Annotated in this window: 16 protein-coding genes; 7 read left to right on the top strand and 9 right to left on the bottom strand. The window is 63.3% G+C overall.

What is annotated here, in order from left to right; all coding sequences use genetic code 11:
- Positions 1–82: 82 nt before the first annotated feature.
- Positions 83–2095 carry a methyl-accepting chemotaxis protein gene (locus tag GTP45_RS12630; RefSeq protein ID WP_161014863.1) on the bottom strand — a complete coding sequence of 671 codons (2013 nt, stop codon included), beginning with the start codon at positions 2093–2095 and terminating at the stop codon, positions 83–85.
- A 431-nt stretch (positions 2096–2526) separates the two neighbouring features.
- Between GTP45_RS12630 and GTP45_RS12625 the strand changes: the two genes are divergently transcribed.
- Positions 2527–4770, top strand: a complete 2244-nt coding sequence (locus tag GTP45_RS12625) for a carboxy terminal-processing peptidase (RefSeq protein ID WP_161014253.1) — start codon at positions 2527–2529, stop codon at positions 4768–4770.
- Between the two features lie 55 nt (positions 4771–4825).
- Here GTP45_RS12625 and GTP45_RS12620 read toward each other — a convergent pair whose 3' ends face one another.
- Positions 4826–5740 (bottom strand): LysR family transcriptional regulator, encoded by a 915-nt coding sequence (locus GTP45_RS12620; RefSeq protein WP_161014252.1) that lies wholly within the window; start codon positions 5738–5740, stop codon positions 4826–4828.
- An 88-nt stretch (positions 5741–5828) separates the two neighbouring features.
- On the opposite strand from GTP45_RS12620, the gene GTP45_RS12615 reads away from it, so the two are divergent.
- Positions 5829–6581, top strand: a complete 753-nt coding sequence (locus GTP45_RS12615; protein ID WP_161014251.1) for an SDR family NAD(P)-dependent oxidoreductase — start codon at positions 5829–5831, stop codon at positions 6579–6581.
- A gap of 209 nt (positions 6582–6790) precedes the next feature.
- Entirely contained in the window at positions 6791–8935 is a 2145-nt protein-coding gene (locus GTP45_RS12610) for a gluconolaconase (protein ID WP_161014250.1), read from the top strand.
- A 12-nt stretch (positions 8936–8947) separates the two neighbouring features.
- Here GTP45_RS12610 and GTP45_RS12605 read toward each other — a convergent pair whose 3' ends face one another.
- The gene (locus GTP45_RS12605) at positions 8948–9196 is read right to left on the bottom strand and encodes an NHLP-related RiPP peptide (RefSeq protein WP_161014249.1); all 249 of its coding nucleotides are present in this window, start codon (positions 9194–9196) and stop codon (positions 8948–8950) included.
- Positions 9197–9352: 156 nt separating this feature from the next.
- Here GTP45_RS12605 and GTP45_RS12600 point away from each other — a divergent pair, with 156 nt between their 5' ends.
- Complete coding sequence (locus tag GTP45_RS12600; RefSeq protein WP_161014248.1) at positions 9353–10513, top strand: putative peptide maturation dehydrogenase; 1161 nt, start codon at positions 9353–9355, stop codon at positions 10511–10513.
- On the opposite strand, the gene GTP45_RS12595 is transcribed toward GTP45_RS12600, so the two are convergent.
- Positions 10489–15492: a response regulator gene (locus GTP45_RS12595; RefSeq protein WP_161014247.1), complete on the bottom strand. Its 5004-nt coding sequence runs from the start codon at positions 15490–15492 to the stop codon at positions 10489–10491. The two genes, GTP45_RS12600 and GTP45_RS12595, sit on opposite strands and share 25 nt — an antisense overlap.
- Positions 15493–15683: 191 nt before the next feature.
- Between GTP45_RS12595 and GTP45_RS12590 the strand changes: the two genes are divergently transcribed.
- Positions 15684–17558 carry a glycoside hydrolase family 16 protein gene (locus GTP45_RS12590; RefSeq protein WP_161014246.1) on the top strand — a complete coding sequence of 625 codons (1875 nt, stop codon included), beginning with the start codon at positions 15684–15686 and terminating at the stop codon, positions 17556–17558.
- Between the two features lie 70 nt (positions 17559–17628).
- On the opposite strand, the gene GTP45_RS12585 is transcribed toward GTP45_RS12590, so the two are convergent.
- Positions 17629–18828, bottom strand: a complete 1200-nt coding sequence (locus tag GTP45_RS12585; RefSeq protein ID WP_161014245.1) for a BT3233 family polysaccharide utilization protein — start codon at positions 18826–18828, stop codon at positions 17629–17631.
- Positions 18829–18838: 10 nt separating this feature from the next.
- Positions 18839–20239, bottom strand: coding sequence for a glycoside hydrolase family 88/105 protein (locus GTP45_RS12580; RefSeq protein WP_161014244.1), 1401 nt, complete (start codon positions 20237–20239; stop codon positions 18839–18841).
- A gap of 212 nt (positions 20240–20451) precedes the next feature.
- Between GTP45_RS12580 and GTP45_RS12575 the strand changes: the two genes are divergently transcribed.
- Complete coding sequence (locus GTP45_RS12575) at positions 20452–21642, top strand: acyl-CoA dehydrogenase family protein (protein WP_161014243.1); 1191 nt, start codon at positions 20452–20454, stop codon at positions 21640–21642.
- Between the two features lie 9 nt (positions 21643–21651).
- Positions 21652–22788, top strand: coding sequence for an acyl-CoA dehydrogenase family protein (locus GTP45_RS12570; protein ID WP_161014242.1), 1137 nt, complete (start codon positions 21652–21654; stop codon positions 22786–22788).
- On the opposite strand, the gene GTP45_RS12565 is transcribed toward GTP45_RS12570, so the two are convergent.
- From GTP45_RS12565 to GTP45_RS12555, 3 genes are all read right to left on the bottom strand, one after another.
- Positions 22785–23891 (bottom strand): S1 family peptidase, encoded by a 1107-nt coding sequence (locus tag GTP45_RS12565; protein WP_161014241.1) that lies wholly within the window; start codon positions 23889–23891, stop codon positions 22785–22787. The two genes, GTP45_RS12570 and GTP45_RS12565, sit on opposite strands and share 4 nt — an antisense overlap.
- Positions 23892–24064: 173 nt before the next feature.
- Entirely contained in the window at positions 24065–24754 is a 690-nt protein-coding gene (locus GTP45_RS12560; protein WP_161014240.1) for an isochorismatase family protein, read from the bottom strand.
- 21 nt (positions 24755–24775) lie between these two features.
- Positions 24776–25681: a LysR family transcriptional regulator gene (locus tag GTP45_RS12555; protein WP_161014239.1), complete on the bottom strand. Its 906-nt coding sequence runs from the start codon at positions 25679–25681 to the stop codon at positions 24776–24778.
- Positions 25682–25748: the final 67 nt, after the last annotated feature.

Below are 25748 nucleotides of genomic sequence, written 5' to 3'. Positions count from 1 at the left end.
AACGAAGTGACAGCCGACAATTATAAATAAAAAAAACCGCCACCGTTTTTACGGGGGCGGCTTGCCGTGTGTTGCGCTGCGATTACTTGAGCGCGAGGTACTGTTTCTGCGCGTTGCGCAGCTGCGGCTGGCCGGCGTTGCTGCCGAGGTTGAAGATGCGCACCACGTCTTCCAGCTCGTGCGCCTGGTCTTGCAGCGCTTGCGCGGCAGCGGCGGCCTGTTCCACCAGCGCGGCGTTTTGCTGGGTCACCTGGTCCATCTGGGTGATGGCTTCGTGCACCTGGCCGATGCCGGCGCGCTGCTCTTCACTTGCGTGGCTGATTTCAGCCATGATGTCGGTCACGCGGCGCACGCTGTCCACCACTTCTTGCATGGTGGTGCCGGCTTGCTCCACTTGCTTGCTGCCGACTTCCACCTTGCTGACGGAGTCGTCGATCAGTTCCTTGATTTCCTTGGCGGCGGTCGCCGAGCGCTGCGCCAGATTGCGCACTTCCGAGGCCACCACGGCGAAGCCGCGGCCTTGCTCACCGGCGCGCGCCGCTTCCACGGCGGCATTCAGTGCCAGGATATTGGTCTGGAAGGCGATGCCGTCGATCACCGAGATGATGTCGGCAATCTTGCGCGAGGACGCGGTGATCGAACCCATGGTGTCGACCACCTGCGCCACCACTTCGCCACCCTTGGCGGCGATGCCGGAGGCGGCCAGCGCCATTTGATTGGCTTGCGAAGCGTTCTCGGCATTCTGCGTCACGGCGCTGCTCAGTTCTTCCATCGAGGCGGCGGTTTCTTCCAGGCTGGAGGCTTGTTCTTCGGTGCGGCCCGACAGGTCCAGGTTGCCCTGGGCGATTTCGCTCGACGCGGTAGTGATCTGCTCGGCACCAAGGCGCACTTGGCCGACCACGCCCGAGAGGTTGTCGCTGATGTTGTTCAGCGAGCGCAGCACGAGGCCGATTTCATCCTTGTTGTCGATCACGAGATGCACGTCGAGGTCGCCCTTGGCGATCTGGTCGGCGGCTTCGGTAGCGCGCGCCAGTGGACGCGACACGATCGAACGCACCAGCAGGAACAGCACTGCGGCAAACAGCGCCAGTGCGATCAGGCCAAGCAGGGCGTAGCGGTTGCGCAGCTGGGCGGCTTCCTGCGTGATCTCCTCGGTGTAGGTGCCGCCGACGATCAGCCAGTTCCAAGGCTTGAAGGTGTGGAACTCGACCATCTTCTCGCGCGGCGCATCGCCCGCCTTGTCAGCCCAATCGTAGGTGAGGCCGCCTTCCTTGGCGTCCAGCATCTCCTTGATAAACTGACGGCCGTCGGTGCTCTTAATGTCCAGCACGTTCTCGCCTTCCTTGGTCGGGTGCACCAGTTCCACGCCCTGGTTCTTGCCGGCGGCCGCGTTCACCACGTAGACATAGCCGGTCTCGCCGATCTTGATGGCCTTGATTTTTTCCTTCAGCATGGCCATGTTCTTGGAAATATCGAGGCCGATGAACAGCACGCCGATGACCTTGCCGCTGCTGTCTTTAATCGGATCGTACTGGGTAATGAACTGCTTGCCGAACAGGGTGGCCAGGCCGATGTAGTTGTTACCGGCGCGCAGCAGCGGGTAGCTCGGGTGGGCGTGGTCGAGCTGAGTGCCGACCGCGCGGTCGCCGTTTTCTTTTTTCAGCGAAGTGGTGACGCGCACGAACTCTTCGCCGTCAGCGGCAAAGATGGTGGCAATCACGCCGGTATCGTTGGTGAACTTGTCTGGAACGCTGAAGTCCAGGTTGAGCGCCTTGCCGCCGTGCTTGAGCGTGGGGGTAGGCTTGCCGCCGATGTCCACGGTGGCCGAGGGATCGAGCGTGAACTGGCCATCGCCGAACTCGGCGGCAAACAGGCGCGCAAAGCTCGACGCTTCGTTCATCATGGCGGTGTTGAACACTTCCACGGTGTTGGCAATGCCGCCCAGGGTGCTGGCGACGTTGGCCTTGGCGCGCTCTTTCAGCATGGCCGAGGTGCTCAGGTTAATCAGGGTGAGCAGGATGGCCAGGATGACACTGATCAGGCCAAAAGTAAAAACGGTAATTTTGGTACCGACACCCCAGTTACGGGGATTCATCATTATTGTTTTCATGGATCTCTTAGAGAAAAAAGATACTGCGATTGAGGTCGCTCGGAATCGAGCATGCTCCGGGGATTGGGGAGCATCTGCGTACGGCCAGTGGAGCGCTGCCGCTTGGTTGGATCAAGGCAGGGCCGTCAAACATGAAACTACGCCCATTATGATAGCAGATTTTTGCTAGAAGGCAACGAAACTGGCGAAGGTCTCGAAAGATTTCTATTTATAAAACAATGGCTTATGGAGAAAGTTGTATGGAAATAAGTATTTCTACCTAGTAAATCCAGGTGAAGAGTGTTTCATTTCAGCTACCCTTAAGCTTAGACAGAGAAACTCTGAAAAGCCAGTCCCGTGTGGACACCGCTATCCTGTAGAATGAGATTGCACCATCTACGTAGCGAAATCGATCAATTATGTTTCGGAGTAAGCCGATGAAGAAGCAAATGCTGTTGGTGGCCGTCCTGGCGGCCCTGTCAGTGCAGGCCGGCGCCGCCGTGCCGGAAAAAACGGCCGACACCGCCCTCAAGCCGCAACCCGGTCAAACCCAGGCCGCCCTGTGGGCTTCCCGCGTACTGAGCAAGCTGCACTACAAGCCGGCGCCGCTGGACGACGCCATGTCGGAGAAAATCTTCGACCGCTACTTCAAGTCGCTGGACGCGGAGAAAATGTTCTTCACCCAGGCGGACATCGACCAGTACGCCATCGTGCGCACCCGTCTGGATGACGCCATCACCGGTGAAAACCTCAGCGTTCCGTTTGCCATCTTCAACCTGTACCAGCAGCGCTTCAACGAGCGCATCGCCTATGCACGCGAACTGGTCAAGCAGGGCAAGTTTGAATTCACCTCCGACGAAAGCTATCAGTACGACCGCGAAAAAGCCGAGTGGGGCAAGAGCGACGCGGAAGTCAAAGACCTGTGGCGCAAGCGCGTCAAGAATGAATGGCTGCGCCTGAAGCTGGCCGGCAAGGACGACAAGGCCATCCGCGAGACGCTGGACAAGCGCTACGAAGGCTATTTGAGCCCGTCGCGCAAGCTGACCAATGAAGACGTGTTCCAGATCTTCATGAATGCGTATGCGATGTCCATCGAGCCGCACACCAACTACCTCGGCCCGCGCGCGGCGGAGAACTTTGACATCGCCATGCGTCTGTCGCTGGAAGGCATCGGCTGCGTGCTGCAATCGCGCGATGACTACACTGTGGTGCGCGAAGTGGTGACCGGCAGCCCGGCTGGCTTGTCGGGCAAGATCAAGGTCGGCGACAAGATCGTCGGCGTAGCCAAGGACGAGAAAACCCCGATGACCGAGGTGCTCGGCTGGCGCCTGGACGACGTGGTGGCGCTGATTCGCGGCCCGAAAGATTCGACCGTGAAGCTGGAAATCATCCCTGCCGACGGCGGCGCCGACGCCAAGCACCAGTTCGTTTCGCTGGTGCGCCAGAAGATCAGCATGGAAGAGCAGTCGGCCAAGAAGTCGATTTATGAAGTGAAGGACGGCGCCACCAAGCGCCGCGTCGGCGTGATCTCGCTGCCGACCTTCTACATGGACTTCGAAGCGCGCCGCAAGGGCGACAAAGACTTCAAGAGCGCTACCCGCGACGTGGCGCGCCTGCTGGCCGAGCTGAAGAAAGACAAGGTCGACAACGTGCTGATCGACCTGCGCAACAATGGCGGCGGCTCGCTGACCGAAGCGGTGGAACTGACCGGCCTGTTCATTGACAAAGGCCCGGTGGTCATGCAGCGCAACGGCGACAACAAGGTGGAAGTCGAGAGCGACACCAATCCCGGCATGGCGTGGGATGGGCCGATGGGCGTGCTGGTGAACCGTGGTTCGGCCTCGGCGTCCGAGATCTTTGCGGCGGCGATTCAGGATTACGGCCGCGGCATCATCATCGGCGAGCCGAGCTTCGGCAAAGGCACGGTGCAAACCTTGTTCGGACTGGATCGCTTTGCCCAGAACGACAAAGTGCACTATGGCGAGCTGAAGTTCACCATCGCGCAATTCTTCCGCATCAACGGCGGCACCACCCAGCTGCGCGGCGTCACGCCGGACATCAAGCTGCCGACCATGGGCGATTCGGACACCTTTGGCGAATCGAGCTACGAGAACGCGTTGCCGTGGACGCAGATCAAGCCGGCGATCTACATCCCAACTGGCGACATGAAAGAAATCGTGCCGCTGCTGGATAAAAAACACGAGGCGCGGGTGGCCAAGGACAAGGACTTCCAATACCTGGCCGAAGACATCGCCCTGGTGAAAAAACAGCGCAAGGAAAACTCGGTATCGCTGAACGAAGCCGTGCGCCGCAAGGAGCGCGACCAGCAGGAAGCACGCGCCAAGCTGCGCGAAGCGCGTCTGCTGTCGAACACGCCGGGTGCGGATGATCCTATCCTGGTGCCGGATCCGAAAGAAGCGCTGAAAGTCGCTACCGGCAAACCGACCAACGGCAAGGCCGCCAAGGTTGCCGGCGTCAAAGGCGCACTGCGCAGCGACGACGGCCTGCAAGGCGCCGAGCGTTCGTTGGCCGCCGAGCTGGAGGCGGAAAAAGCCGCCAAAGCCGCCAAAGATGTGCTGCTGAACGAAGCAGTCCACATCCTCGCGGACGAAGTGGCGGTCCTGAAAACCGACACCCGCATGGCCTCCCGCGTGCTGCCATACGCTGCCGACACCAAGTAAGCCTCACTGCGTAACAACCGAAGCCGAGTCCTGCATCACGCAGGCCTCGGCTTTTTTATGCCGCCACGGCGCTGCGGGTGATGTCGGTGAGCCAGTCGGCGAAGACGCGGACGCGCTGGGGGATGTTGCGGCGGTGCGGGAAGAGTAGGCGCATGGTCATGGCGGCAGGCTGGTGGTCGGGCATGACGGCGGTGAGTAGCCCGGCGTGGATGTCGGCGCGGGCGCGTAGCGTTGGCTGTTGCGCTATGCCGAGGCCAGCGCGGCAGGCGGCGGTGTAGGCGACGCTGTTGTTGACGGTGACTTTGTGGCGCATGGCGATGTGCAGCGTGCGGCCATCTTGCACGTATTCGAAGGCCGCCGGTAGGCTGGCGGGATTGGGCTGGTAGTTGATGAGCCAGTGGTCGCCCAAGTCTTCCAGCGTCGATGGCATGCCGTGCGCGGCGACATAGGCGGGGCTGGCGACGTTCATCAGTTCCATCTCCAGCAGTGGCCGGTAGACCAGCGATTCGTCCACCACTGCGCCGGCACGCACCACCAAGTCAAATCCCTCGCCGAGCAGATCGACCCGGCGGTCGGTGCTGAAGATGTCGACCTGGAGCTCGGGATGCGCCGCGAGGAATTCCGGCAGGCGCGGTAAGACGATGTCGGACGCCATTCCCAGCGGCATGTCAACGCGCAAGCGGCCGCGCAGTTGCGCGCCTTGCTGCTGGAACAGGGCGCCGATTTCATCGAGATCTTCCAGTAGTCGCTCGCAGCGTTCCAGCAGCGCCTCGCCCTCGCGCGTCACTTGCACGCGGCGCGTGGTGCGCTGGAGCAGGCGCGCGCCCAGTCGTTCTTCCAGCCGCTGGATGGCGTTTGAAATCGAGGTGCGCGGCAGCTGTAAATGCTCGGCTGCCTTGGTAAAGCTCGACAAGCGGGCCACCCAGCTAAAAATCCGCAAGTCTTCCGGTTCCGGTGTGATTGGTTTCATTTTTGGATTAGTGATGTTGGATTTCGGCAGATTATCTGTCGATTGTACCGATATACACTCCATTCCATCATCACACAAGGAGTTCGACATGAAAACAGCATTGATTACCGGCGGCAGCCGTGGCTTGGGCAAATCGGCCGCCATTTACCTGGCCAAGGCTGGCTGGGACGTTGTGATCACCTTCCAATCGCGCGAGGATTTGGCGCAGGAAACCGTGGCCGAGGTGCGGGCATTGGGCCGCAAGGCAGTCGCGCTGCGGCTGGACACCGGCGTACCGGCCGGCTTTGCCCAGTTCACCGACGGTTTCCGCCAGGTGCTGGAGTGCGATTTCGGCCGCAGCCATTTTGACGCGCTGGTCAACAACGCAGGCAACAGTTCCAACGTGCCATTTGCCGAGACCAGCGAGGCAGATTTCGACGCGCTGATGAACGTGCACCTGAAAGGCGTGTTCTTCCTGACCCAGTCGCTGTTGCCGCTGCTGGCGGATGGCGGCAGCATCCTCAACGTCTCCAGTGCGCTGGCGCGCGCCTCGGTGCCGGGCAAGTCGGCCTACGCCATGATGAAGGGTGGGGTGGAAGTGCTGACGCGCTACCTGGCCAAGGAATTGGGCCCGCGCCGCATCCGCGCCAATACCTTGGCTCCCGGCGCCATCGCCACCGATTTCAGCGGCGGCGCTGTGCGCGACAACCCGCAGGTCAGCGCCTTCGTGGCGGCCAATACCGCGCTGGGCCGTGTCGGCCAGCCGGAAGACATCGGCGGCGCGGTAGCCGCGCTGCTGGCACCGGAAAGCGGCTGGGTCAACGGGCAAGTCATCGAGGCGTCGGGTGGCATGTTCTTGTAATGCTATTCAAAATGTGAATGTCTATCATTGGAAAGATAAATTGGACTGATATGCTGTAACGCAGCATACTTCACCTGTCTCCTCTATTCTCCTCCAAGGAAATAGACTTCAGCCCGCTCCCAGAGCGGGCTTTTTTTTCGCCTGCATTTCGCCTGCATGTTGCCAAGATCGGTTAAGATTTCCATAAGTCAACGTTTAGGTTCAGATAAGTGTCTCCTACTCAACTCAAAATTGCATTCGTGGTGCTGGCCTTGGGCGGCGCGGCGGTTGGTGGTGGTATTGCCTATTTGCTCGTGCCGAAACCGGCTCATCACGACGCTATCGGCGAGGTGGCGCGGCCGTCGGCGGCCGGCACGCCAAGCAAGTGGCATGCGCGCGTGTCCACCATCGCCGGCGATGGCATGCCCGGCGCCAGCAACGGCCGCCGCACCCGTTTTAGCGATCCGTTTGGCGTGGTGCTGGACCAGGAAGGCAATCTGTACGTGGCCGACGGCGGCGACAATAACAGCATCCGCAAGATCGATATGGCCGGCGACGGCTCCACATTCGCCGGCGGCACCGAGGGCTACGCCGAAGGCAAGGGTAGCCTGGCGTCCTTCAACACGCCGTCCGGCATGGCGATCGACAGCGCCGGCAATCTCTACGTGGCCGACACTGGCAATAACGCCATCCGCAAAATCACGTCGGAGGGCGTGGTCTCGACGCTGGCCGGCGATGGCCTGGCCGGCGACAAGGACGGCAAGGGCGCTGGCGCACAATTCAATGGCCCGGTCGGCGTGGCGGTCGACGCCGCTGGCAATGTCTTCGTGGCCGATACTTACAACGACCGCATTCGCCGCGTCGCGCCGGACGGCACGGTCACCACCATCGCCGGCGGCAAGCGCGCCGGCAAGGCAGACGGCGCGGCGGCGCAAGCCCTGTTCGACACACCGACCGGCATCGCACTGGCCGCCAACGGCGACCTTTACATCGCCGACACCGCCAACCACGCCATCCGCAAGCTCGATAAAGACGGCAACGTCAGCACCGTCGCTGCCGCCAAGGAGGACGACCGCGACTCGCTGCTGCGCTCGCCGGTCGGCATTGCGTTGACCAAGGACGGTTTCCTCTACCTCGCCAGCAGCGCGCATGGCCGCGTGGCGCAGATCACGCCGGCCGGCGAAGTGGCGGCGCTGCAAGATGTCGATCATCCGGCCCAGCCGAATGTCGGCGCAGATGGCGGTGTGCGCCTGTACTCGCCGCGCGGCATCGCGGTGTCGAAAGACGGCTCGCTGTTCGTGACCGATGGCGCGACCTTCCGCCTGCATCACCTCGCCATCGTCAGCGCCGACGAAGAGCCGGTGGCCGATGGCCCGCTGCCCGGCCTGCCATCGCACAGCGCCACCATGCAGTGGCCGCTCAAGCCGCAAAACAAGGTGCACGAAGTGGTGGGCCTGATGGGCGAAGTGCGCGGCAATTTCGACGGCGAGAGCCGCGACCATTTCCATACCGGTCTCGACGTGCAAGGCGCGATCGGCACGCCGGTGCAAGTCATCACCGCCGGCAAGATCACCGATCCGCGCGCCAGCTGGGGCTACGGCGAACTGTCGGAAGGGCTGTCGCTGGCCGGCCTGCAATACGTGCACATGCGCGTCGGCCGCGATGCCAAGGACAAGATCATCGATCCGCGCTTCCTGCTGTCCCGGAACGAGAAGGGCGCGGCCGAAGCAGTGCGCGTCAAGCGCGGCACGCGCTTTGAAGCGGGCGAAACGCTAGGCACCATCAACCGCATGGCGCACGTGCATCTCGACTACAAGCCGAACGGCGGCCCGCTGAATCCGCTGCTGCTGCCGTTTGTCGATCTGGAAGACACCATCGCGCCGGAGATCAACAGCATCAGCGTGCTCGATAAGCAAGGCAAAGCCATCACGGAAAAACGCGACGGCCGTTTGTACATCCCACGCAGCCTCGGTGAAGTGCAAATCGTGGTCGATGCCAGCGATCAGATCAACGGCAACCAGAAGCGCCGCCGCCTCGGCGTCTACAAGCTTGGCTACCAATTGCTGAACAAGGATGGCGACACCATCCCCGGCATGACCGAGCCTATCATCACGCAGCAGTACGACCGCTTGCCGCGCAACCGTGAAGCAGTGAAGCTGGCCTACGCCGCCAACAGCGGCATTACCGTGCACGGCGCCAGCGAAACGCGCTTTGCCTACGCCATCAATAACAAGCTGATCAACGGCAAGCTGACGCCGGGCGCGTGGAAGGTGGGAGAGTTGGGGCCGGGCCATTACATCCTGCGCATCACGGCGGAGGACTATGCCGGCAACGCCGCCAATCGTAACCGCGAACTGGCGGTCACGATCGACTAGGCGGTTAAAGCATCAGGTCATATTCCCGGACAGCAGGAACGGCACCATCACGGCCGTGCTTTCCAGCTTGTTCCGCACTTCACCTTGGTCTGCCGCCAGCGATGCGTGCGACGGCAGGCTCAGCGTGGCCGGCACTTGGTTGGGTTGCAGCGTAACGCCAATGCTGGCAAGCGCGGCGATGGGGCTGCGCAGCAATTGTTCACGGAATTTGCTGTCCGTCAGTTTGTCGAGCATGGAACTGAGGTCGCTGGAAGTATGCATGGTTTAACCCTCACAGAGTTAGTGGATGATAGGCAGTGGTGTGCCTGCTGCCGAGTCCATCGTACGGCAAAGCCTGCGCGCTGCCAAGCATAAACATTGCTGCCGTTTCGGCCATGCGCTAGACTCGGCACACCGTTCCCTTCTGGAGTGATCGACATGAAGCTACGCCGCTGCGCCGTGCTATACATTGAGTCCCGCGAAGAGTTATCGATAGATTGGCCGGCAGTCCTGGCCGGCGGTAGCGCCCTGGCTGCCAACACGCATTGGGTGGCGCTGGCGCCGCACCTCGACCAGGAATTGACTATCGATGCGCAAGCATTGGCCGCGCTGGGCGGCATCGGTCAGACCGTGTGGCGGCCGCTTGCAGATTGCGAGCAGCAGTATGGCGCCGCTTGCATTGCGCGCCTGCTCGATCAAGGTTTGCTCATCAGCGATAACGCCGACTATGCCAAGGCGCGCGAGCGCGACGATACTTTGCGCGGCGCGCATTGGCGTCCCTTGTCGGCGCTGACGCATACCTTCAGCCGCTGGCGCGAAGTCAACAGCGAGAACGGCATGGAGGCGCCAAGCTTCCAGGCGCTGCTGGAACGCTACGGTGAACCGCCGCCGCCCACCTTGGAATTGCCGGATAACGGCGCGCTCAAATTACCGGCCGCTGCTGCCGGCCCGATGGATGATCAGCTGTTGCAACGCTATACCGGCCGCAATTTCGATTTGCAAGCGAGCTTGCCGCTGGACGTGGTGGCGCGTTTGCTGCACCGGACTTTTGGCGCGCAGGAAGTGCGGCAAGTGGGGCCGCATGCGTCCGTGTTGAAGAAGACCAGCCCGTCCGGCGGCGGCCTGCATCCGATTGAGGCCTTTGTGCTGGTGCAGCGCGTGGATGGCGTGGCGCCGGGTTTGTACCACTACCATCCGATCGATCATGCGCTGAATCCGCTGCGCACCATGGACAGCGCGGCGGCCGCTGAATTGGCCAAGCAGGTCCTGGCCGATCAGCACTGGCTGGCCGATGCGCCCTTGCAGGTGTTGATGGTGGGACGCGTGGAGCGCAGTTTCTGGAAATACCGCAATCACCAGAAGGCGTATCGCGCGCTGGCGCTGGATGCCGGCCACCTGTCGCAGACCTTCTATTTGCTGGCGGCGGAAGCGGGGCTGCCGGCGTTTGTCACGGCGGCCATCAACGATGCCGATATCGAACAGATGCTCGGACTCGATCAGCTGCGCCACGCGGTGGTGGCGGTCGGCGGCTGCGGGCCGGCGCGTAGCGGCCCGCGCACCATGGTCGAACTGCGTTACGGCGAGACCGACGCGATTTGATCCGGCGCGCTGCGGTCCAGCGCCTGAATGCCGTCGAGTACCGTCTCCAGCGCTGCGCCAAACGCGGCCAGCGCGTCTTCGCTGCGCGCGTGGTGCGGCGAGAGGAGCAGTTGCTCCAGGTCGCCGGCGGCCGTATGTAGTTCTTGCATGGAGAGGTTGCCGGCAGCGCCGCGCACTTTGTGCACCAGCAGCGCTGCTTGCTCGTAGGCGCCGGCCTCAATGGCCGCCAGCAGGCGTTGCGGACTCGACTCGAAGTCTTGCACGAAGCGGTCTAGCAACATGGCCAGCAGTTGGCGATTGCCGCCGAGGCGTGCCAGCACTGCCTCCATGTCGACACCGGGTAGGGCGGCGACGGTGATGGCCGGCGCGCTGGCGATGGGCGCTGAGGCAGGCGGGGGCGCGGCGGGGGCAGGGCGCGTGGCAGCTGCGGCAAGCTCGTCTAGCACGCTGCTCTGCTTGCGCAGCAGCTGCTCCGCCAGCACAGAGAACAGACGCTCAGGATCAATCGGCTTGGTGACGTAATCGTTCATGCCCATGCCAAGGCTGCTCTCGCGGAAGCCAGCCACGGCGTGGGCCGTCATGGCAATCAGCGGCAGTTGTGCGTGCTGCGGCTTGCTGCGGATGCGCGCCGTGGCTTCGTAGCCATCCATGCCGGGCATTTGAATATCCATCAGCACCGCGTCGTAGCTTTGCAGATCCACCATCTGCACCGCCTCCACGCCGCTGCCGGCCAATTCCACTTGCACGCTGGCGCGCAGCAGCACCTCGCGCGCCACTTGCTGATTGATGACATTGTCGTCCACCACCAGCACCCGCGCGCCGGCAATGCGCTGCGCCATCTCCGACAATTGCGGCAAGGCCGCGCTGGCAGGGCGCGCGGGCAGCGCCAGTCCCAGCCCGACCAGTACAGCTTCCAGCAACGGACGCGGCTGCAGCGGCTTCACCAGCGTGGCGACGATGCCCGCTTGCGCGGCTGCCTGCGCCGCCGGCTCGCGCGTGAACTCGGTCATCATCAGCACCAGCGGCAGTTGTGCGTGTGCGGCTTCGGCATGAATGCGGCGCGCCACATCAGCGCCATTCGCGCCTGGCAGATCCCAATCGACCAGCACCAGGTCGGCCGGCTGGCGCGCCAAATAGTCGAGCGCCGCACCACCGCTGGCGACCGATTGCACCTGGAAACCATCGCTGCGCAACTGCCGCTCCAGCATGTCGCGCAGCATGGCGTTGTCATCGATCACCAGAATGTGTTTGCCTTCCGCTTCAGCCGGCAGCGGCGACGGCACCGGCTGCGCACCTTGCTGGCGATGCACGGTTAACTCAAAGTGGAAGCTGCTGCCGTGATCGGGCTTGCTGTCGATGCCGATCACGCCGCCCATAGCCTGCACCAGTTGCTGCGAAATTGCCAGCCCCAGCCCGGTGCCGCCATACAGGCGCGTGGTGCTGGCGTCGGCTTGCGAGAACGCCCGGAACAAGCGCGCCTGCTGTTCGGCGCTGATGCCAACGCCAGTATCTTGCACCGTGAAGCGCAAGCGCACCGGCGCATCGGCGGCGCCGATCGGCTCCGCCAATTCCACGCGCAAGCCGATGTGGCCGCGCGCCGTGAACTTCAGCGCGTTGCCGACCAGGTTGACCAGCACCTGGTTCAAGCGCAGCGGATCGCCGACCAGGCGCAGCGGCACTTCCGGCGTGGCCCACGCCAGCAGCTCCAGGCCTTTTTCGGCGGCGCGCCACGAGAACAGATCGGCAATCTGCGCCAGCGTTTCGGCCAGGTCGAAGGGCACGGCTTCCAGTTCCAGTTTGCCCGATTCGATCTTGGCGAAGTCCAGCACATCGTCGATGATGTTGAGCAGATTCTGTCCGGCGCGGCCGATCTTGGTGAAGTAGTCGTGCGGCTTGGCGGCCAGGTCGAGGTGCGTGCCGAGGCCGGCAAAGCCGAGTATCGCGTTCATCGGCGTGCGGATCTCGTGGCTGATATTGGCGAGGAATTCGCTCTTGGCGCGGGTCGAGGCTTCAGCGTCGGCACGCGCGCGCTGGATGGCGCTGATGGCGCTGGCCTTCTGGAAAGCCGACACGAACGGCTCCTTCAGCGCCTTGAACATCTCCAGTTCCTTGCGCGCAAACGGCGTGCTTTGCTTGAATACCAGATAGCCTTGCACCTGCTGTTCGACGCGGATGCGTACCGCCAGCATGCTGCTTTGCTTGAGGAACATATCGGGCGCGATCACCGTCGCGGCATCGACAAACTGCGCCTGCGCCGCCGCCAGCGACATGCCGGCACGCGCCGACGGCAGCGCGTCGTGGCCCCAGCTGGCGCGGAGCGCCAGCGGCCCGCCGGGCGCTTCGCAAATCAGCGCGTAAGCAACGCCGACTTCGCCGATGGCGCTCGACTCGCGCAGAATCGTGTGCAGCAGCGCATCGAAATCCAGCTCGTCGTTGATCGACTTGACGATGGCGTGCACGCGCTCAAGGTGCAGCGTGCGCGAGTACACCTGCTGCTGCAAATTGCGCACGCGCCAGCGGTACACGCCCCACGCCGACGCCAAAATCGCCAGCGTGGCGCCGAGCCGCGCCCACCAGGTCTGATACCACGCTGGCAGGAAGTGCAGCTCCATGCTCAATTCATGCGGGCTCCAGGCGCCGTCGCGATTACTGCCGCGCATGTGCAGCCGGTAGCGGCCGGGCGGTACGTTGGCATAGGTGGCGGTGCGGCGGCTGGCGTCGGCTTCGACCCAGTCCTTGTCGTAGCCATCGAGACGGAAGGCGTAGCGGTTGCGCGCGCTGGCGGAAAAGTCGAGCGAGGCCACTTCCACCTCGACCTTGCGGGTGCCCGATGGAATCGCCAGCGGCGGCGCGCCGGCAACCATCAGCGGCGCCGGCGCGACCGTATCGCGATCCAGCAGTACCGAACTGACCACCAGCGGCGGCTGGTAGCGCCACGGCTGCGGCAGCTTCGGCTGCACCACCACGTAGCCGCCCGAGGTGCCGAACACCAGGTCGCCGCCGGCAGTCTGGCCTACCGCGCCGACGATGTAAGGCTGGAACACCAGTCCGGCCGGGCGGTCGAGCGTGTTTACGCGTAGCGTGGCGGTGTCGATGGCGGTAACGCCGTCCGAGGTCGAGGCCCACATGCGGCCGTCCTGGTCGGGGTGCAGCGCGGCGATGCTGTTGGACGGCAGCTTGTGGCTGGTATCGAGCCGGTGGAAGCGGCGCGTGCCGTCGGCGTTGCGGCCGTCGAGGATGCCGATGCCGTTGTTCAAGCTGCCGACCCAGAGCCGGCCTTGCTGGTCGAATGCGATGGTCGACACGATGCTATTCGGCAGCGAGTTCGGATACGCCGCTCCCGGCAGGATTTGCTCGGCGCGGCCGGTGGCCGGGTCAAAACGGTTCAAGCCATGGCGCGTGCCGACCCACAGCGCGCCATCCGGGGCGGCGCGCAGGGCGGTGATGCGGCTGTCGCTCAAGCCGCCGAGTTCGGGCGCGCCTTGGCCATACACTTCGGCACTGCGGCTGCGCAAGTCGTAGCGCATCAAGCCGGTCGGCACGCCCAGCCACAGCACCTCGCCTACCCTGACGATGGCGCCGATGCGCGGGTAAGGATCGCCCAGCGGCAGCGGCACGCGGCTAACGCGGCTGCCCTTGCCGCTGGTGTGATAGAGGCCGAGCGCGGTGGCGATCCAGGCTTCCTGCGGTTCGGCCTCGGCCAGGCCGAGCACCAGCCGCTTGGGCAGGGCGGTCTCGGGCGAGGCCGGATCGGGGCGCAGGCCGGCCGTGCGGCTGCCGTCGGCAGCGATCAGGTCGATGCCTTGGTCGCCCAGCGCCACCCACAGCCGGCCGCCGCTGTCGCTCATGAAGGCGAAGGCGGAAATCTCAGGCAGGCCGACGCCATCGAGAATGGTGTCGACGGTGCGGTTGGCGGGATTGTGGATATTGACGCCGCGCTCGTTGGCAACCCACACCAGGCCGCTGTGGTCGCGCCAGATGGCCGCCACGCGGTCGTTGGCGAGGCTGATGGAAATGGCCGGACGGTGCACGATGCGGCGGCCATGGCCGCTGGTGTCGAACTCGATGATGCCGCTGCCGTAGGTGGCGGCCCACCAGGTGCCGGGCACGGTTTCGACCAGCGCCAATACCATGGCGTTGCCGGCATCCTTGACCTGGTCGATGGCCAGCAGGCGCGCGCCGTCGCCGGCGCGGGCGATGCCGATGCCGCTTTTCAGCGTGCCAAACACCACCTCGCCGGCGCCGCTGCTGGACAGCGACAGCACGGCGTCGCTGTTGCCGTTGGCAATCGGCAGATCTTCGACGCGGCCAGTGCTGGCGTCGCGCCGCGCCAGGCCGGCGTTGGAGCCGATCCACAGGTCGCCGGCCGCGTCCATCGCCAGCGCGCGGATCTGGTTGCTGCGCGCGCCGCCGGCGGCGCTGGCGTCACGCGGGAAGTGGCCGATGGCGCCGCCGCGCATGGTGTCGATGTAATCGAGGCCGGCGGCGGTGCCGACCCAGATGCCGCCGCGCGCGTCGTTGGCCAGCGCGCTGATGGCCGGACTACTCAATCCGCTGGGCCCGGCCGGGTAGCGCACGAAGCGTTCCGTGAGCTTGTCGTACATGGCGACGCCGCCGGTGGTGGTGCCCAGCCATAGACGGCCTTGGCGGTCGACGTGCAGGGTCTGGACGAAGTCACCGGGCAGGCTGTGCGGATCGTCGGCGTTGAAGTAGAAATTACGCATGCGGTAGCCGTCCCAGCGGCCGAGGCCGGACTGGGTGGCAAACCACATGAAACCGTCGCCGTCTTGGGCGATGCTCATGGTGACCGGGTTGGGGAAACCGCGTTCGGCCGGCACCAGGTGCTCGAACATGGTGGGCGCCAGCTTTTGCCAAGGCGAGGGCGCGGCGCCGGCCAGCAGCGGCGCCAGCGCTAGCGCGGCCAGCGCAGTGCGGCCGGCAGAAGTAAAGAAGAGATCGCGCACAAGTAACCGTTTCATAGTCCCCATGCCCGGTAGCAAGGGGTATTGCGACTGAAAGCATACGGAATAGTTGGTCTACTGTCTATTTATTACAGCAAGGTGTGCACGCTTGCGGACACGCGTTGACAAAAAATATTTATCGGAATATATTTTGAATTCGCAATTGGAATCGTTTCCAATTTGTTCGAAGTGTGGATAGAGGAGACAGAATGAAAAACCAGAAATTTGTCTTATCCGCCGTTGCCGCCAGCCTCGCGCTGGCGTATGGCATGCCTGCGCAGGCCAGCGTCACCAGTCCCGTGATCGGCGCTCTGCTGTGGTCGGAAGAGTTCAACGGGACGTCGCTCAACACCGGTTTGTGGACGGCTTACGACGGCAACGGTTGCCAGATCAACCTGTGCGGTTACGGCAACCAGGAGCTGGAGTACTACAGCCCGAATAACCTTTCGATCGTCAACGTGCCGTTTGAAACGGCCACGCGGGCGCTGGCGATCCAGGCGCGCAGCCAGACGGTGGGCAGCAACGTCTTCACCTCGGGCAAAATCGATTCCTTCAACAAGGTGCAGGTGCAGTACGGCATGGTCGAGATCCGCATGGCGCAGCCGGCGCTGGGCACCGGCCTGTGGCCGGCCGCGTGGATGCTGGGCGTGAGCCCGCAAGCGTGGCCGCGCAAGGGCGAGATCGACATCATGGAATCGGGCCACAAAGCCAGCAGCCGCGCGGCGGCCGGCACGCCGACGCCGTCCATCGACAAGTTTGTCGGCTCCAATGTGATTACGTGGCAGCAGGCGGCATGCGTCCCCGGCAACGAGAGCTGCGCGGCGTCGACCGCCTGGCAGACCAAGAACTGGTACGTGCCGGCGCAATCGTTTGCGAATCGCTTTGTGATCTACCGCTTCTACTGGACTGAATCGCAGATGCGCTTCACCGTGATCGACAATGGGCTTGAGTATGATATGTACAACAGCCCGCTGCCGGTCAACTCGACGGCTTTGCAAGCGCCGTTCTACCTGCTGTTCAACCTTGCGGTAGGCGGCAACTTTACCGATGCGGCGACGCCGGCGCAGGTGACGGCGCCGCTGCCGGGCACCATGTACGTCGACTACGTGCGCGTGTACCAGCTCGATGGCAAAGGCTCGGTCAAGCTGGGCAACCAGACGCCGGCGGAAGTGGGCAAGTTTGGCGTCTACACCGACAACACGGTGGTCAACAACAAGCTGGAAGCGGGCAATACCTCGGACATCTTCGTGTGGAATACCGCGTCCACCTCGGCCGGGACGATTGCGCCGTATGAAGGGGCGAATGCGATGTCGTGGAGCTTCAACACGCCGGGCTCGTGGTTTGGCGGCAGCGTGCAGGCTAAGCAGGCGCGCGATATGAGCGGCTTCCGCAACGGCAATCTGAAATTGAAAATCAAGATTCCGGCCAACGTTGCCTTCACGGTGGGCATACAGGATACCTACACCAACCAGAACTCGGTGAAATTCCCGGCCAATGCCACGACGTACGGGCTGGTGCGCAACGGCGACTGGGGCACGGCGACGATACCGATTGCCGATCTGGCCGGGCCGAAAGTGGCGCTGCAATCGATGCTGGACATGTTCCAGATTGCCAGCGATGGCGCGGCCTTGCCGCAGTCGGCGTTCCAGATGTCGGTGGACGACATCATCTGGGACTGCGGGGTGCCAACGCCGACGCCAACGCCAACACCAACGCCAACGCCAACGCCAACACCAACGCCAACGCCAACACCAACACCAACGCCAACGCCAACGCCAACACCAACGCCAACACCAACGCCGACGCCAACGCCAACGCCAACGCCAACGCCAGCGCCGGCAGTATCGCAAACCAGTGCGACGATGTTGAAGTTCACCGTCAACACCAGCAGCTGGGCGGACGTGCACTACAGCGTCAACAACGGCGGCCAGTTAAACGTGCGGATGACTCAGGCGAGCGGCGTCAACAGCTACACCGCAAGCGGGCTGAAAGCGGGCGACGTGGTGCGCTACAACTTCACCTACTGGGACACCACCAACAACTACGCCGTCGACACCGCCCAGCAAACCTACACCATGCAATAAACTCCGGGGTCAGTTCTGCCAATCGCACACGGGCTCATGTACCAATGGCAGAACTGACCCCGGTTTTGGTTTAAGGGGTGACGGTGGCTTTGAGGGGATGGGCGGCGCGGGCGGCTTGGAGTTTGACTTTCTCTTGCCACTCGGCCGCCGTCTTCACATGGCCGGCGCGGTCCCATGCCGCGCCGATGTAGTAGCGCAGCGGTTTGCCGGATTCGACTGGCGCGAGGATCAGCTCGTTGAGCGCATCTTCGGTGGTGCCGGTCGAACCTGGCAGCACGATGGCGGTGCCGAACGCGCCCTTGGTCGCTTGCGTGACCCATTGCGTTAAGGCCACGCCGTCGCGGCCAACCGCGATTTTTTCATCCTGATTTTTGTCGGCCGGTTTCTTGTTGAGGCCGACCGCTACCGTCAACTGCTGCGGACCGCTGAAGGTGAAGGTACTGTCCATGGTGTCGAAGTCCTGGCCTGCATCGACGGTGAAGCGTTTGACCTCGCTGACCTTGGCGCCCGCTGCATCCCACGCATCGTAGGTCAGTTCAAACACGCTGCGGATCGGGCCGTTGGCCAGCACTTTCCACGAGGCGTAGTTGCGGCCTACGTACAGCTGCTTGCCGTCCCACACGCCGGTGCCGCCAGCGCCGCGCGATTTGCCGACGTTGTACATGTCCATGCCTTCACCTTCGTCATGGTGATAGTGGTCATGGCCTTTGTTGTACCAGCGGTCGACGATTGGATAGCTGACGCGCTTGAACCAGATGTCCAGCCCGCTCGTGACCAGAACCTCTTTGCCCACGCCCGCGGTGTCCGGCGCGCCCAGCGCGGGGCCGTAGGTGCGGTGCGCAACATGGTCGTTTTCCCAGCCGAAGTCGTCCAGGCGTTCCGGCACGTAGCGGGCGAAGGTCTTGGCGGCGAACGGCTGCGTTACGGTCTCGGTTTTCTCGACGGTGAAGGTCGCCTGCTTCTCGCCGGCGGCAAAGCTGTGCTGGAAGTACAGTTCGCCATAGGCGACGCCAATGCCTTGCGGATCCTTGGCCTGCGGCTTCACATTGCTGACCTGGTAGGGCAGCACGTTGCCCTTGCTGTCCTTGACCGCGATCTTCTGGATCAGTGCACCCGGCAGCGCGCGGTTGATCTCGCTCCACGGAATGGCAATGGTTTCCGATGGGCGTGCCAGGTCGAGGTCGTTGGTCACGGTGATCCTGGCCAGTTCGGCCGCGTGCAGTGCGCCGCCAGCCAGCAGCAACGCGATAGGCAGAAGAGTAGTGCGCATGGCGGTCCCTTTATTCATGGCTGTAGTTGGTCGCGCCCGCGTCTTTCGGCACGTAGTGGTAAGTGCGCAGTTTGACCTGGATGTCGATCTTTGGATTGTTGAGCAGCTTGATCATCTCGGCGCCAGCCAGCAGGGCCGGGCCGTAGCCGTGCAGCGCGTCGACGCTGGTCGGACGGTTGTAGTAGTAGATGTGATCGCTGGCGAAGGTGGTGCCTACACAAGTGCCTTCCACCTGGCCGCGCGCGTTGATGCGGGTCGACAGGCCGATCCAGCCGGCTTGCGCAATCGAGCCGTAGGTGGCGGCGTTGATCCAGCCTTCATTGACGGCGTGCGCGATCACGTAGGTGAAGATGGCGCTGGCCGAGGTTTCCAGGTACGAATCATGGCGGTCGATCATCTGGTGCCACAGGCCTTCACCCGATTGCTGTTCGGCGATGCCGCGCAAGCTCAGGCGCAGCTGCGCCAGCACCTTCGGGTAGCCGGGATGGTCTTTCGGCAGCACGTCCAGCAAGTCGCTCATGGTCAGCACGGCCCAGCCGTTGGCGCGCGCCCAGTAGAAACGCGGCGCGTCCGGGTTGTTGGCGTTCCAGCCGTGGGTGTACAGGCCGTTTTGCGGATTGAACAGGTAGCCGGTCATCTGCAAGACGTTTTTGACCGCGTCGTCGTAGTACTCGCGCTTGCCGGTCAGGCGGCCCATTTCGGCCAGCGCCGGCACGCCCATGTACATATCGTCGGCCCACAGCGACACCGCTTGCGGCCGCTCGCGCGCCAGGGTGCCGTCTTTCAGGCGGAATTGTTTTTTGTAGACCCAGTTGCTGCACACGTCGATGAACTGGCTCATGTCCGGGCCCACTTTGGCGAAGCGCGAACGGATCAGCGCGGCGCACATGGAGCCGGCGTCATCCAGCGAGCGCGGCTCGATGAAGCGGGCGAAGCTGTTGTTGCGCTTCAGGTGGAATTGCTGTTCCTGCGCAGTGAAGTAGGGCAGCTTGTCGCGCATGAACTGGAAGTGGCGCTCGGTCATGGCCGTGTATTTTTTGTCGCCGGTGACGGCGGCGGCTTTCAGCAAGCCCGCATGCACCACGCCCATTTCATATACCTGGATGCCCCATTCGGCGCTGCTCGGCTCGACGATGGCGTCGGCCACCGGCTTGCTGAAGTCGGTGATTTGCACGCCGGTGTCTTTGTGGATCACTTTGGTCGGCGTGGTCGCTTCCATATAGCCACGGATGCGGTCCAGCGAGGCGGTGATTTCGGCCACGGTCGGCTTCTTGTAGGGCACGGTGTAGGTGCCTTCGCCGGCGTCGTAGACGCTCTTGTTGTCGGGGTTGCGATACGGCCCCTCGGCATGGGCAGGGAGGGCGAGCAGGGTGGCGGCAACAGCCGCGAGCAGGGCGGTAGGGGAGGTCACGGGTTTTGTCTCGTTGTTGTTAAACGTTTATTTGGTCAGACCATTCTAAATTGGTCTGGCCACTTTTGCAATTCGGACAGGCCAATTTTGTGGCGCGCGAAAAAGCTTGCGAGAAAGTGAACGAATACCTTCATTCAGTCGCCCTATAAAAAGAGGGAGAGGAGTACAATCGTTTGGAACGGTCGTGCTTTTTAGAACAACGAGGAGACAGCATGGATTTGACTTACACGGCTGCGGATCTGGCGTTTCGCGACATGGTGCGGGGCTTCCTCGACACCAACTTGCCAAGCGACCTGCAAAAGAAAGTCCGCAACCACCTGCGCCTGGGCCGGCAGGATTATGTGCGCTGGCACCAGATCGTCGCGCGCCAGGGCTGGGCCGCGCCCGGCTGGCCGGTCGAGCACGGCGGCACCGGCTGGAGCGCCACCCAGCGCCACATCTGGGAAGAGGAGTGCGCGCGCGCCGGCACGCCGCCGATCCTGCCGTTCGGCGTCAACATGGTGGCGCCGGTCATCATGGCCTTCGGCAACGAGGCGCAAAAAGCCCATTACCTGCCGCGCATCCTCAATTGCGACGACTGGTGGTGCCAGGGCTATTCCGAGCCCGGCTCGGGCTCCGACCTGGCTTCGCTGAAAACCACTGCCGAGCGCGATGGCGACTATTACATCGTCAACGGCCAGAAGACCTGGACTACGCTGGCCCAGCACGCCGATATGATTTTCTGCCTGGTGCGCACCGACAGCACGGTGCGCAAGCAGGAGGGCATCTCCTTCCTGCTGATCGATATGAAAACGCCGGGCATCACGGTGCGGCCTATCATCATGCTCGATGAAGATCACGAGGTGAACGAGGTCTTCTTCGATAACGTCAAAGTGCCGGTGCAAAACCTGATCGGCCAGGAAAACAAGGGCTGGACTTACGCCAAGTATTTGCTGGGCCACGAGCGCACCGGCATTGCGGCGGTCGGCCGTTCCAAGCGCGAGCTGCTGTTCCTGAAAAAGATCGCGTCCGAACACTACAAGCACGGCAAGCCGCTGATGCAAGACCCGGTGTACGCCGCCAAGGTCGCCAGTCTCGAAATTGAATTGATGGCGCTGGAAACCACGGTGCTGCGCGTGCTGACGCGCGAGTCGCACGCGCCGGGGCCGGAAGCGTCGCTGCTGAAAATCCGCGGCTCGGAAATCCAGCAGCAGCTGACCGAGCTGATGGTTGAAGCGCTGGGCCCGGATGCGCTGCCCTTCGATACCGACTACCTCGAAGGCAAGGCCGACCACGCCGTGACCGGCGACGACGCGGCCGCGCCGCTGACCGGCTACTACTTCAATTTCCGCAAGACCTCGATCTACGGCGGCTCGAACGAGATTCAAAAAAACATCATCACCCAGATGATTCTGGGACTGTAAGGGGCGGCGATGGATTTCAATTTCAAGGAAGAACAGCAGCAGTTCGCCGACGCCCTGCGCCGCTGGGTGGACAAGGATTACGGCTTCGACGCGCGCCAGCGCATCGTGCACTCGGCCAGCGGCGTGTCGGACGTGGCGTGGAACACGCTGGTGGAGCTGGGCATGACCGCGCTGCCGGTGCCGGAAGCGCAAGGCGGCTTCAGCGGCGACGCGGTCGATATGCTGGTGGTGATGCAGGAGCTGGGACGCGGCCTGGTGGTCGAGCCCTACTTTGCCACTGTGTGGGGCGCCAAGTTTTTGCAGCTCGCCGGCAACCAGCATCACCGCCTGGAAGATGTGGCCAAGGGCGAGCTCAAGCTGGCTTGCGCGCTCGGTGAAAAACATGCGCGCCACGATTTGGCCGACATTAAAACCATCGCCAGCATCAATGGCGAAGGCTACCGCATCGACGGCACCAAGACCGTGGTGATCCACGGCGCACAGGCCGGCGCGCTGATCGTTTCGGCGCGCAGCGCCGGCACCCAGCGCGACACCAACGGCATCAGCCTGTTTGTGGTGCCGGTCGAGACGCCGGGCGTGGTGATCCGCGACTACCGCACCATCGACGGCCAGCGCGCGGCCACGGTGCAGTTCAACCACGTGGCGGTGCCGGCCTCTTCGCTGCTGGGCAAGATGGGCGGCGGCTGGGACTTGCTGGAAGAAGCGGCTGACTACGGCGTCAGCCTGCTGTGCGCGGAGGCAGTGGGCGCGATGGACGCCATCTTCAACGCCACGCTCGACTACCTGAAAACCCGCAAGCAGTTCGGCATTGCCATCGGCAGCTTCCAGGCCTTGCAGCACCGCATGGCCGATATGTACATCCATCTGGAACAGGCGCGCTCGATGGCGATGCTGGCGGCGGCGCGCATGTCGTGCGATGCGGAGGAGCGGCGCCGGATAGCGTCGGCGGCCAAGGTGAGGATAGGGCAGGCGGCGAGGTTTATCGGCCAGCAGGCGGTGCAATTGCACGGGGGGATGGGGGTGACCGACGAGTTGCCGGCCGCCCACCACTTCAAGCGCTTGACGATGATCGACCTCACGCTAGGCGACGTCGATCACCATCTGGAGCGCTTTGCCGCGCAACGCGGCTTCCAGCAGCACTCTTAGCGCGGGGTGCGCACCTGGCGGCGGCGGCGCGCCACGGCGCCGACCAACGCCAGGCCCGACAGCATCATGCCGTAGGTGGCCGGCTCCGGCACTGCCGTCACCGAGTTGATCCAGCCAACGTGCGAGAAGGTCGCGGTGGAACCGGACATGTCGCCGTAGCTCGACTTGTTGGAGTCGGCCAGGTCGCAGCCGCTCAGGCCGAAGTACTCGCAGGCGCCGCCTTGCCAGCCCCAGCTGTGTACGCCCGACAGCAGCCATTCCGTGCCGCTCCAGATGAAGTCGCCGCCGCCGGAGTCGCCGCCCGAAATCAGCGCTTCTTTAACGCCGAGGCCGGTGCCGCTGGTCCAGCCGGCGCCGATTTCGGCGCCGATGCGGCCGAGCGTGTTGTGGGCGGCGGTGCCATCGTCGAAGTCGCTCATGTAGGTGACGCCCGGCGCGTAGTAGGCAGCGTCGTAGCCCCAGCCGGGGATGGCCGCGTCGGCGTCCTTGTTGAAGGTCTTGCTGTCGACGTCGAAGGTGTTGAAGCCGTAGTGGCCGAAGCCGTAGTCGTCCCAGTTGGTGCCGCCGGGCAGGCTGCCGTTCGAGGTGGTGCCGTAGCCGGCCATCAGGAAGGTCTTGCCGACGTCGTTGGTGGTGCTCAGCTTGTAGCCCTGGATGGAGGTGACGGCCTGGTCGAGCTTGAGGATGGCGATGTCGGCGCCGGTGTCGAGTTCGCCGGTCCAGTTCGGGTTGACGTAGGCATTGCCGACGGCCACGGTGCGGCTGACGGTGGCGACGTTGTTGACCACCCCGAAGTCGACCTTCATGCTGGTGAAATTGTCGGCACAGTGGGCGGCGGTCAGCACGTACTGGCCGCCGGCCAACAGCGAGCCGGAGCAGGCCCAGCTACCCGCGGAATTTTTGAACGACAGGCGCGCCACGCCGTCGAGCGCACCGGCCACGCCGTTGAACGACTGGCCCGGCAGGAAGTGCCAATTGGACGGGTCGGAGGTGTTGCCGGTAAGCGGCGTCAATAAATCGGCGTTGCTGGCTTGTGCTGCCGAGGCTGCCATTAGGCTGGTGGCGATGGCGACCAATTTTAGTGCTACGGACTGGAATCTCATGAACTCTACCCCTGATCGATAATGATTATTGTGAAGTTTGCTCTTTGAATTCCGCGCGTCGTTCAACGTCGCGGAATTATCAATATAGCATTATCTCTGCAATAAGAATTATGTATTTTTCACAAATACATTTTTGCAACAATCTATTGCCAAACCAGGGGTTTTTGCGCTAATTAGCGCGTGGCGGCTGCGTCTCTGGCGGCCTGCTGCGCGCGGGCATAGCTCTCCATCACGGCCGCATAATTGGGCGCGGCCAGTGCATACAGCTGCGCCAGGTCGGCGGCTTCCGGGCGTGCCCAGGTACGATGCAGTTCCGACAATAGCGCATTGGTGCTGGTGGGCTTGACGCCGCCCTGCACGAAGCGCGCCAGGGAGACGCGCGACGCCATCTCGCTCGGATCGCCGGAAGCATCGATGACGGCATACACGTCGTAGCCCGCCGCGACCGCGTCGAGCGCGGGAAACATCACGCAAACACTGGTCCAGACGCCGGCCATCACCAGCGTTTTGCGGCCGCTGGCGCGTACTTGCTCGACAAAGTCTGGATTGTCCCAGGCGTTCACCTCGCCTTTGCGCGGCACGTACACGGCATGCGGCGCCAGCTCGTGAATTTCCGGCATCAGCGGGCCATTGCTGCCGGCCGGCTCCGAGGCCGTGGTGATCACCGGGATCTTCAGCAAGCTGCACAGCCTGGCGATCATCGCCACATTGCGCCGCAGGTCGGCGACCGCGATATCCTTGACCGTCTGGAACAGGCCGGACTGGTGATCGAGCAGCAGCACCAGCGTGTCGGCCGGATCGAGCAGGCGCGCGCCGCCGCCGGTGGCCAGCACGCTGGTTTTGGGATTTGCATTGGTTTGCATGGTGGTTCTCCTGTGTTGAAGTTATGGGCGGTACATAGTTGAATGCTGGCGCAGGGACGCCGCCAGCAAGTCGATGAAGTGGCGCACCTTGGGCGAGCCGAAGTTGCTTTCCCGGTGCAATATATGGACTGGCAGCGGCGCTTCCTCGTGCTCGGCCAGGATGATTTTGAGGCGCCCCGCGGCCAGTGCGGCGTCGACCTGGTAGCACATCAGGCGGCAAATCCCCAGGCCGGCCAGCGCCGCTTCGAGCGCTTCGTCATTGCCGGTGACGGTCAGGCGCGGTTTGATCCTCAAGGCGGTGCGGTTGCCGGCGGCGCCGAACTTCCACTCCACGCTTTGCGGCGCGCCTGCGGTGGCGATGATCGTATGCCGCAGCAAATCGCTGGGGTGCTGCGGCACGCCGTGCCGGGCCAGATATTCGGGCGAGGCGCACAGCACCCGCCGCACTTGTCCGACGCGCAGCCCCTTGGCGCTGGAGTCCGGCAAATGCCCGATCCGTACCGCCACGTCGACGCCTTCGTCCACCAGGTTGACGAAGCGGTCCACGAAGTGGCCCGAAACCTCAACCTCGGGATAGCGCTTCAGGAATTCGACGATGCAGGGCATGATGAACATGCGGCCGTAGCCGGCAGGCGCGGTGACCGAGAGTTCACCCTTGGGCGCGGCGTTGCCGCCGGCGGCGACCTCGTTGGCTTCGGCGATGCTGGCCAGGATCTCGCGGCTGTCGCTGAGGTAGCGGCGTCCAACCTCGGTGAGCCGGACATTGCGCGTGGTACGGCGCAGCAGGCGCACGCCCAGCAACGCCTCCAGCCCGCCGATGGCGCGCGTCACCGAGGCCGGCGACAAGTCGAGTCGCCGCGAGGCGCCGACAAAACTTTCCTGCTCGCCCACAGCAACGAATACTTGCATGAGGTGTATCTGATCCATAACGTGGCTTCTCCAGATTGGTTCGGCGGAAGACCGAATCCATGGAAGCCAGTTTGAACGATATTTA

The organism is Duganella rivi (assembly GCF_009857435.1).
Taxonomy (GTDB): Bacteria; Pseudomonadota; Gammaproteobacteria; order Burkholderiales; family Burkholderiaceae_D; genus Rugamonas; species Rugamonas rivi.
The sequence above is the reverse complement of the archived record's forward strand: the minus strand, read 5'-3'. Positions and strand labels throughout refer to the sequence as shown.

What these genes read in the sequence shown, in the direction of transcription:
- GTP45_RS12570 (WP_161014242.1), top strand. Translation starts at nt 21,652, where the DNA reads ATGGATTTCAATTTCAAGGAAGAACAGCAGCAGTTCGCCGACGCCCTG.
- GTP45_RS12620 (WP_161014252.1), bottom strand. Translation starts at nt 5,740, where the DNA reads ATGAAACCAATCACACCGGAACCGGAAGACTTGCGGATTTTTAGCTGG.
- GTP45_RS12630 (WP_161014863.1), bottom strand. Translation starts at nt 2,095, where the DNA reads ATGAATCCCCGTAACTGGGGTGTCGGTACCAAAATTACCGTTTTTACT.
- GTP45_RS12590 (WP_161014246.1), top strand. Translation starts at nt 15,684, where the DNA reads ATGAAAAACCAGAAATTTGTCTTATCCGCCGTTGCCGCCAGCCTCGCG.
- GTP45_RS12560 (WP_161014240.1), bottom strand. Translation starts at nt 24,754, where the DNA reads ATGCAAACCAATGCAAATCCCAAAACCAGCGTGCTGGCCACCGGCGGC.
- GTP45_RS12600 (WP_161014248.1), top strand. Translation starts at nt 9,353, where the DNA reads ATGAAGCTACGCCGCTGCGCCGTGCTATACATTGAGTCCCGCGAAGAG.
- GTP45_RS12615 (WP_161014251.1), top strand. Translation starts at nt 5,829, where the DNA reads ATGAAAACAGCATTGATTACCGGCGGCAGCCGTGGCTTGGGCAAATCG.
- GTP45_RS12565 (WP_161014241.1), bottom strand. Translation starts at nt 23,891, where the DNA reads ATGAGATTCCAGTCCGTAGCACTAAAATTGGTCGCCATCGCCACCAGC.
- GTP45_RS12585 (WP_161014245.1), bottom strand. Translation starts at nt 18,828, where the DNA reads ATGCGCACTACTCTTCTGCCTATCGCGTTGCTGCTGGCTGGCGGCGCA.
- GTP45_RS12625 (WP_161014253.1), top strand. Translation starts at nt 2,527, where the DNA reads ATGAAGAAGCAAATGCTGTTGGTGGCCGTCCTGGCGGCCCTGTCAGTG.
- GTP45_RS12595 (WP_161014247.1), bottom strand. Translation starts at nt 15,492, where the DNA reads ATGAAACGGTTACTTGTGCGCGATCTCTTCTTTACTTCTGCCGGCCGC.
- GTP45_RS12605 (WP_161014249.1), bottom strand. Translation starts at nt 9,196, where the DNA reads ATGCATACTTCCAGCGACCTCAGTTCCATGCTCGACAAACTGACGGAC.
- GTP45_RS12555 (WP_161014239.1), bottom strand. Translation starts at nt 25,681, where the DNA reads ATGGATCAGATACACCTCATGCAAGTATTCGTTGCTGTGGGCGAGCAG.
- GTP45_RS12575 (WP_161014243.1), top strand. Translation starts at nt 20,452, where the DNA reads ATGGATTTGACTTACACGGCTGCGGATCTGGCGTTTCGCGACATGGTG.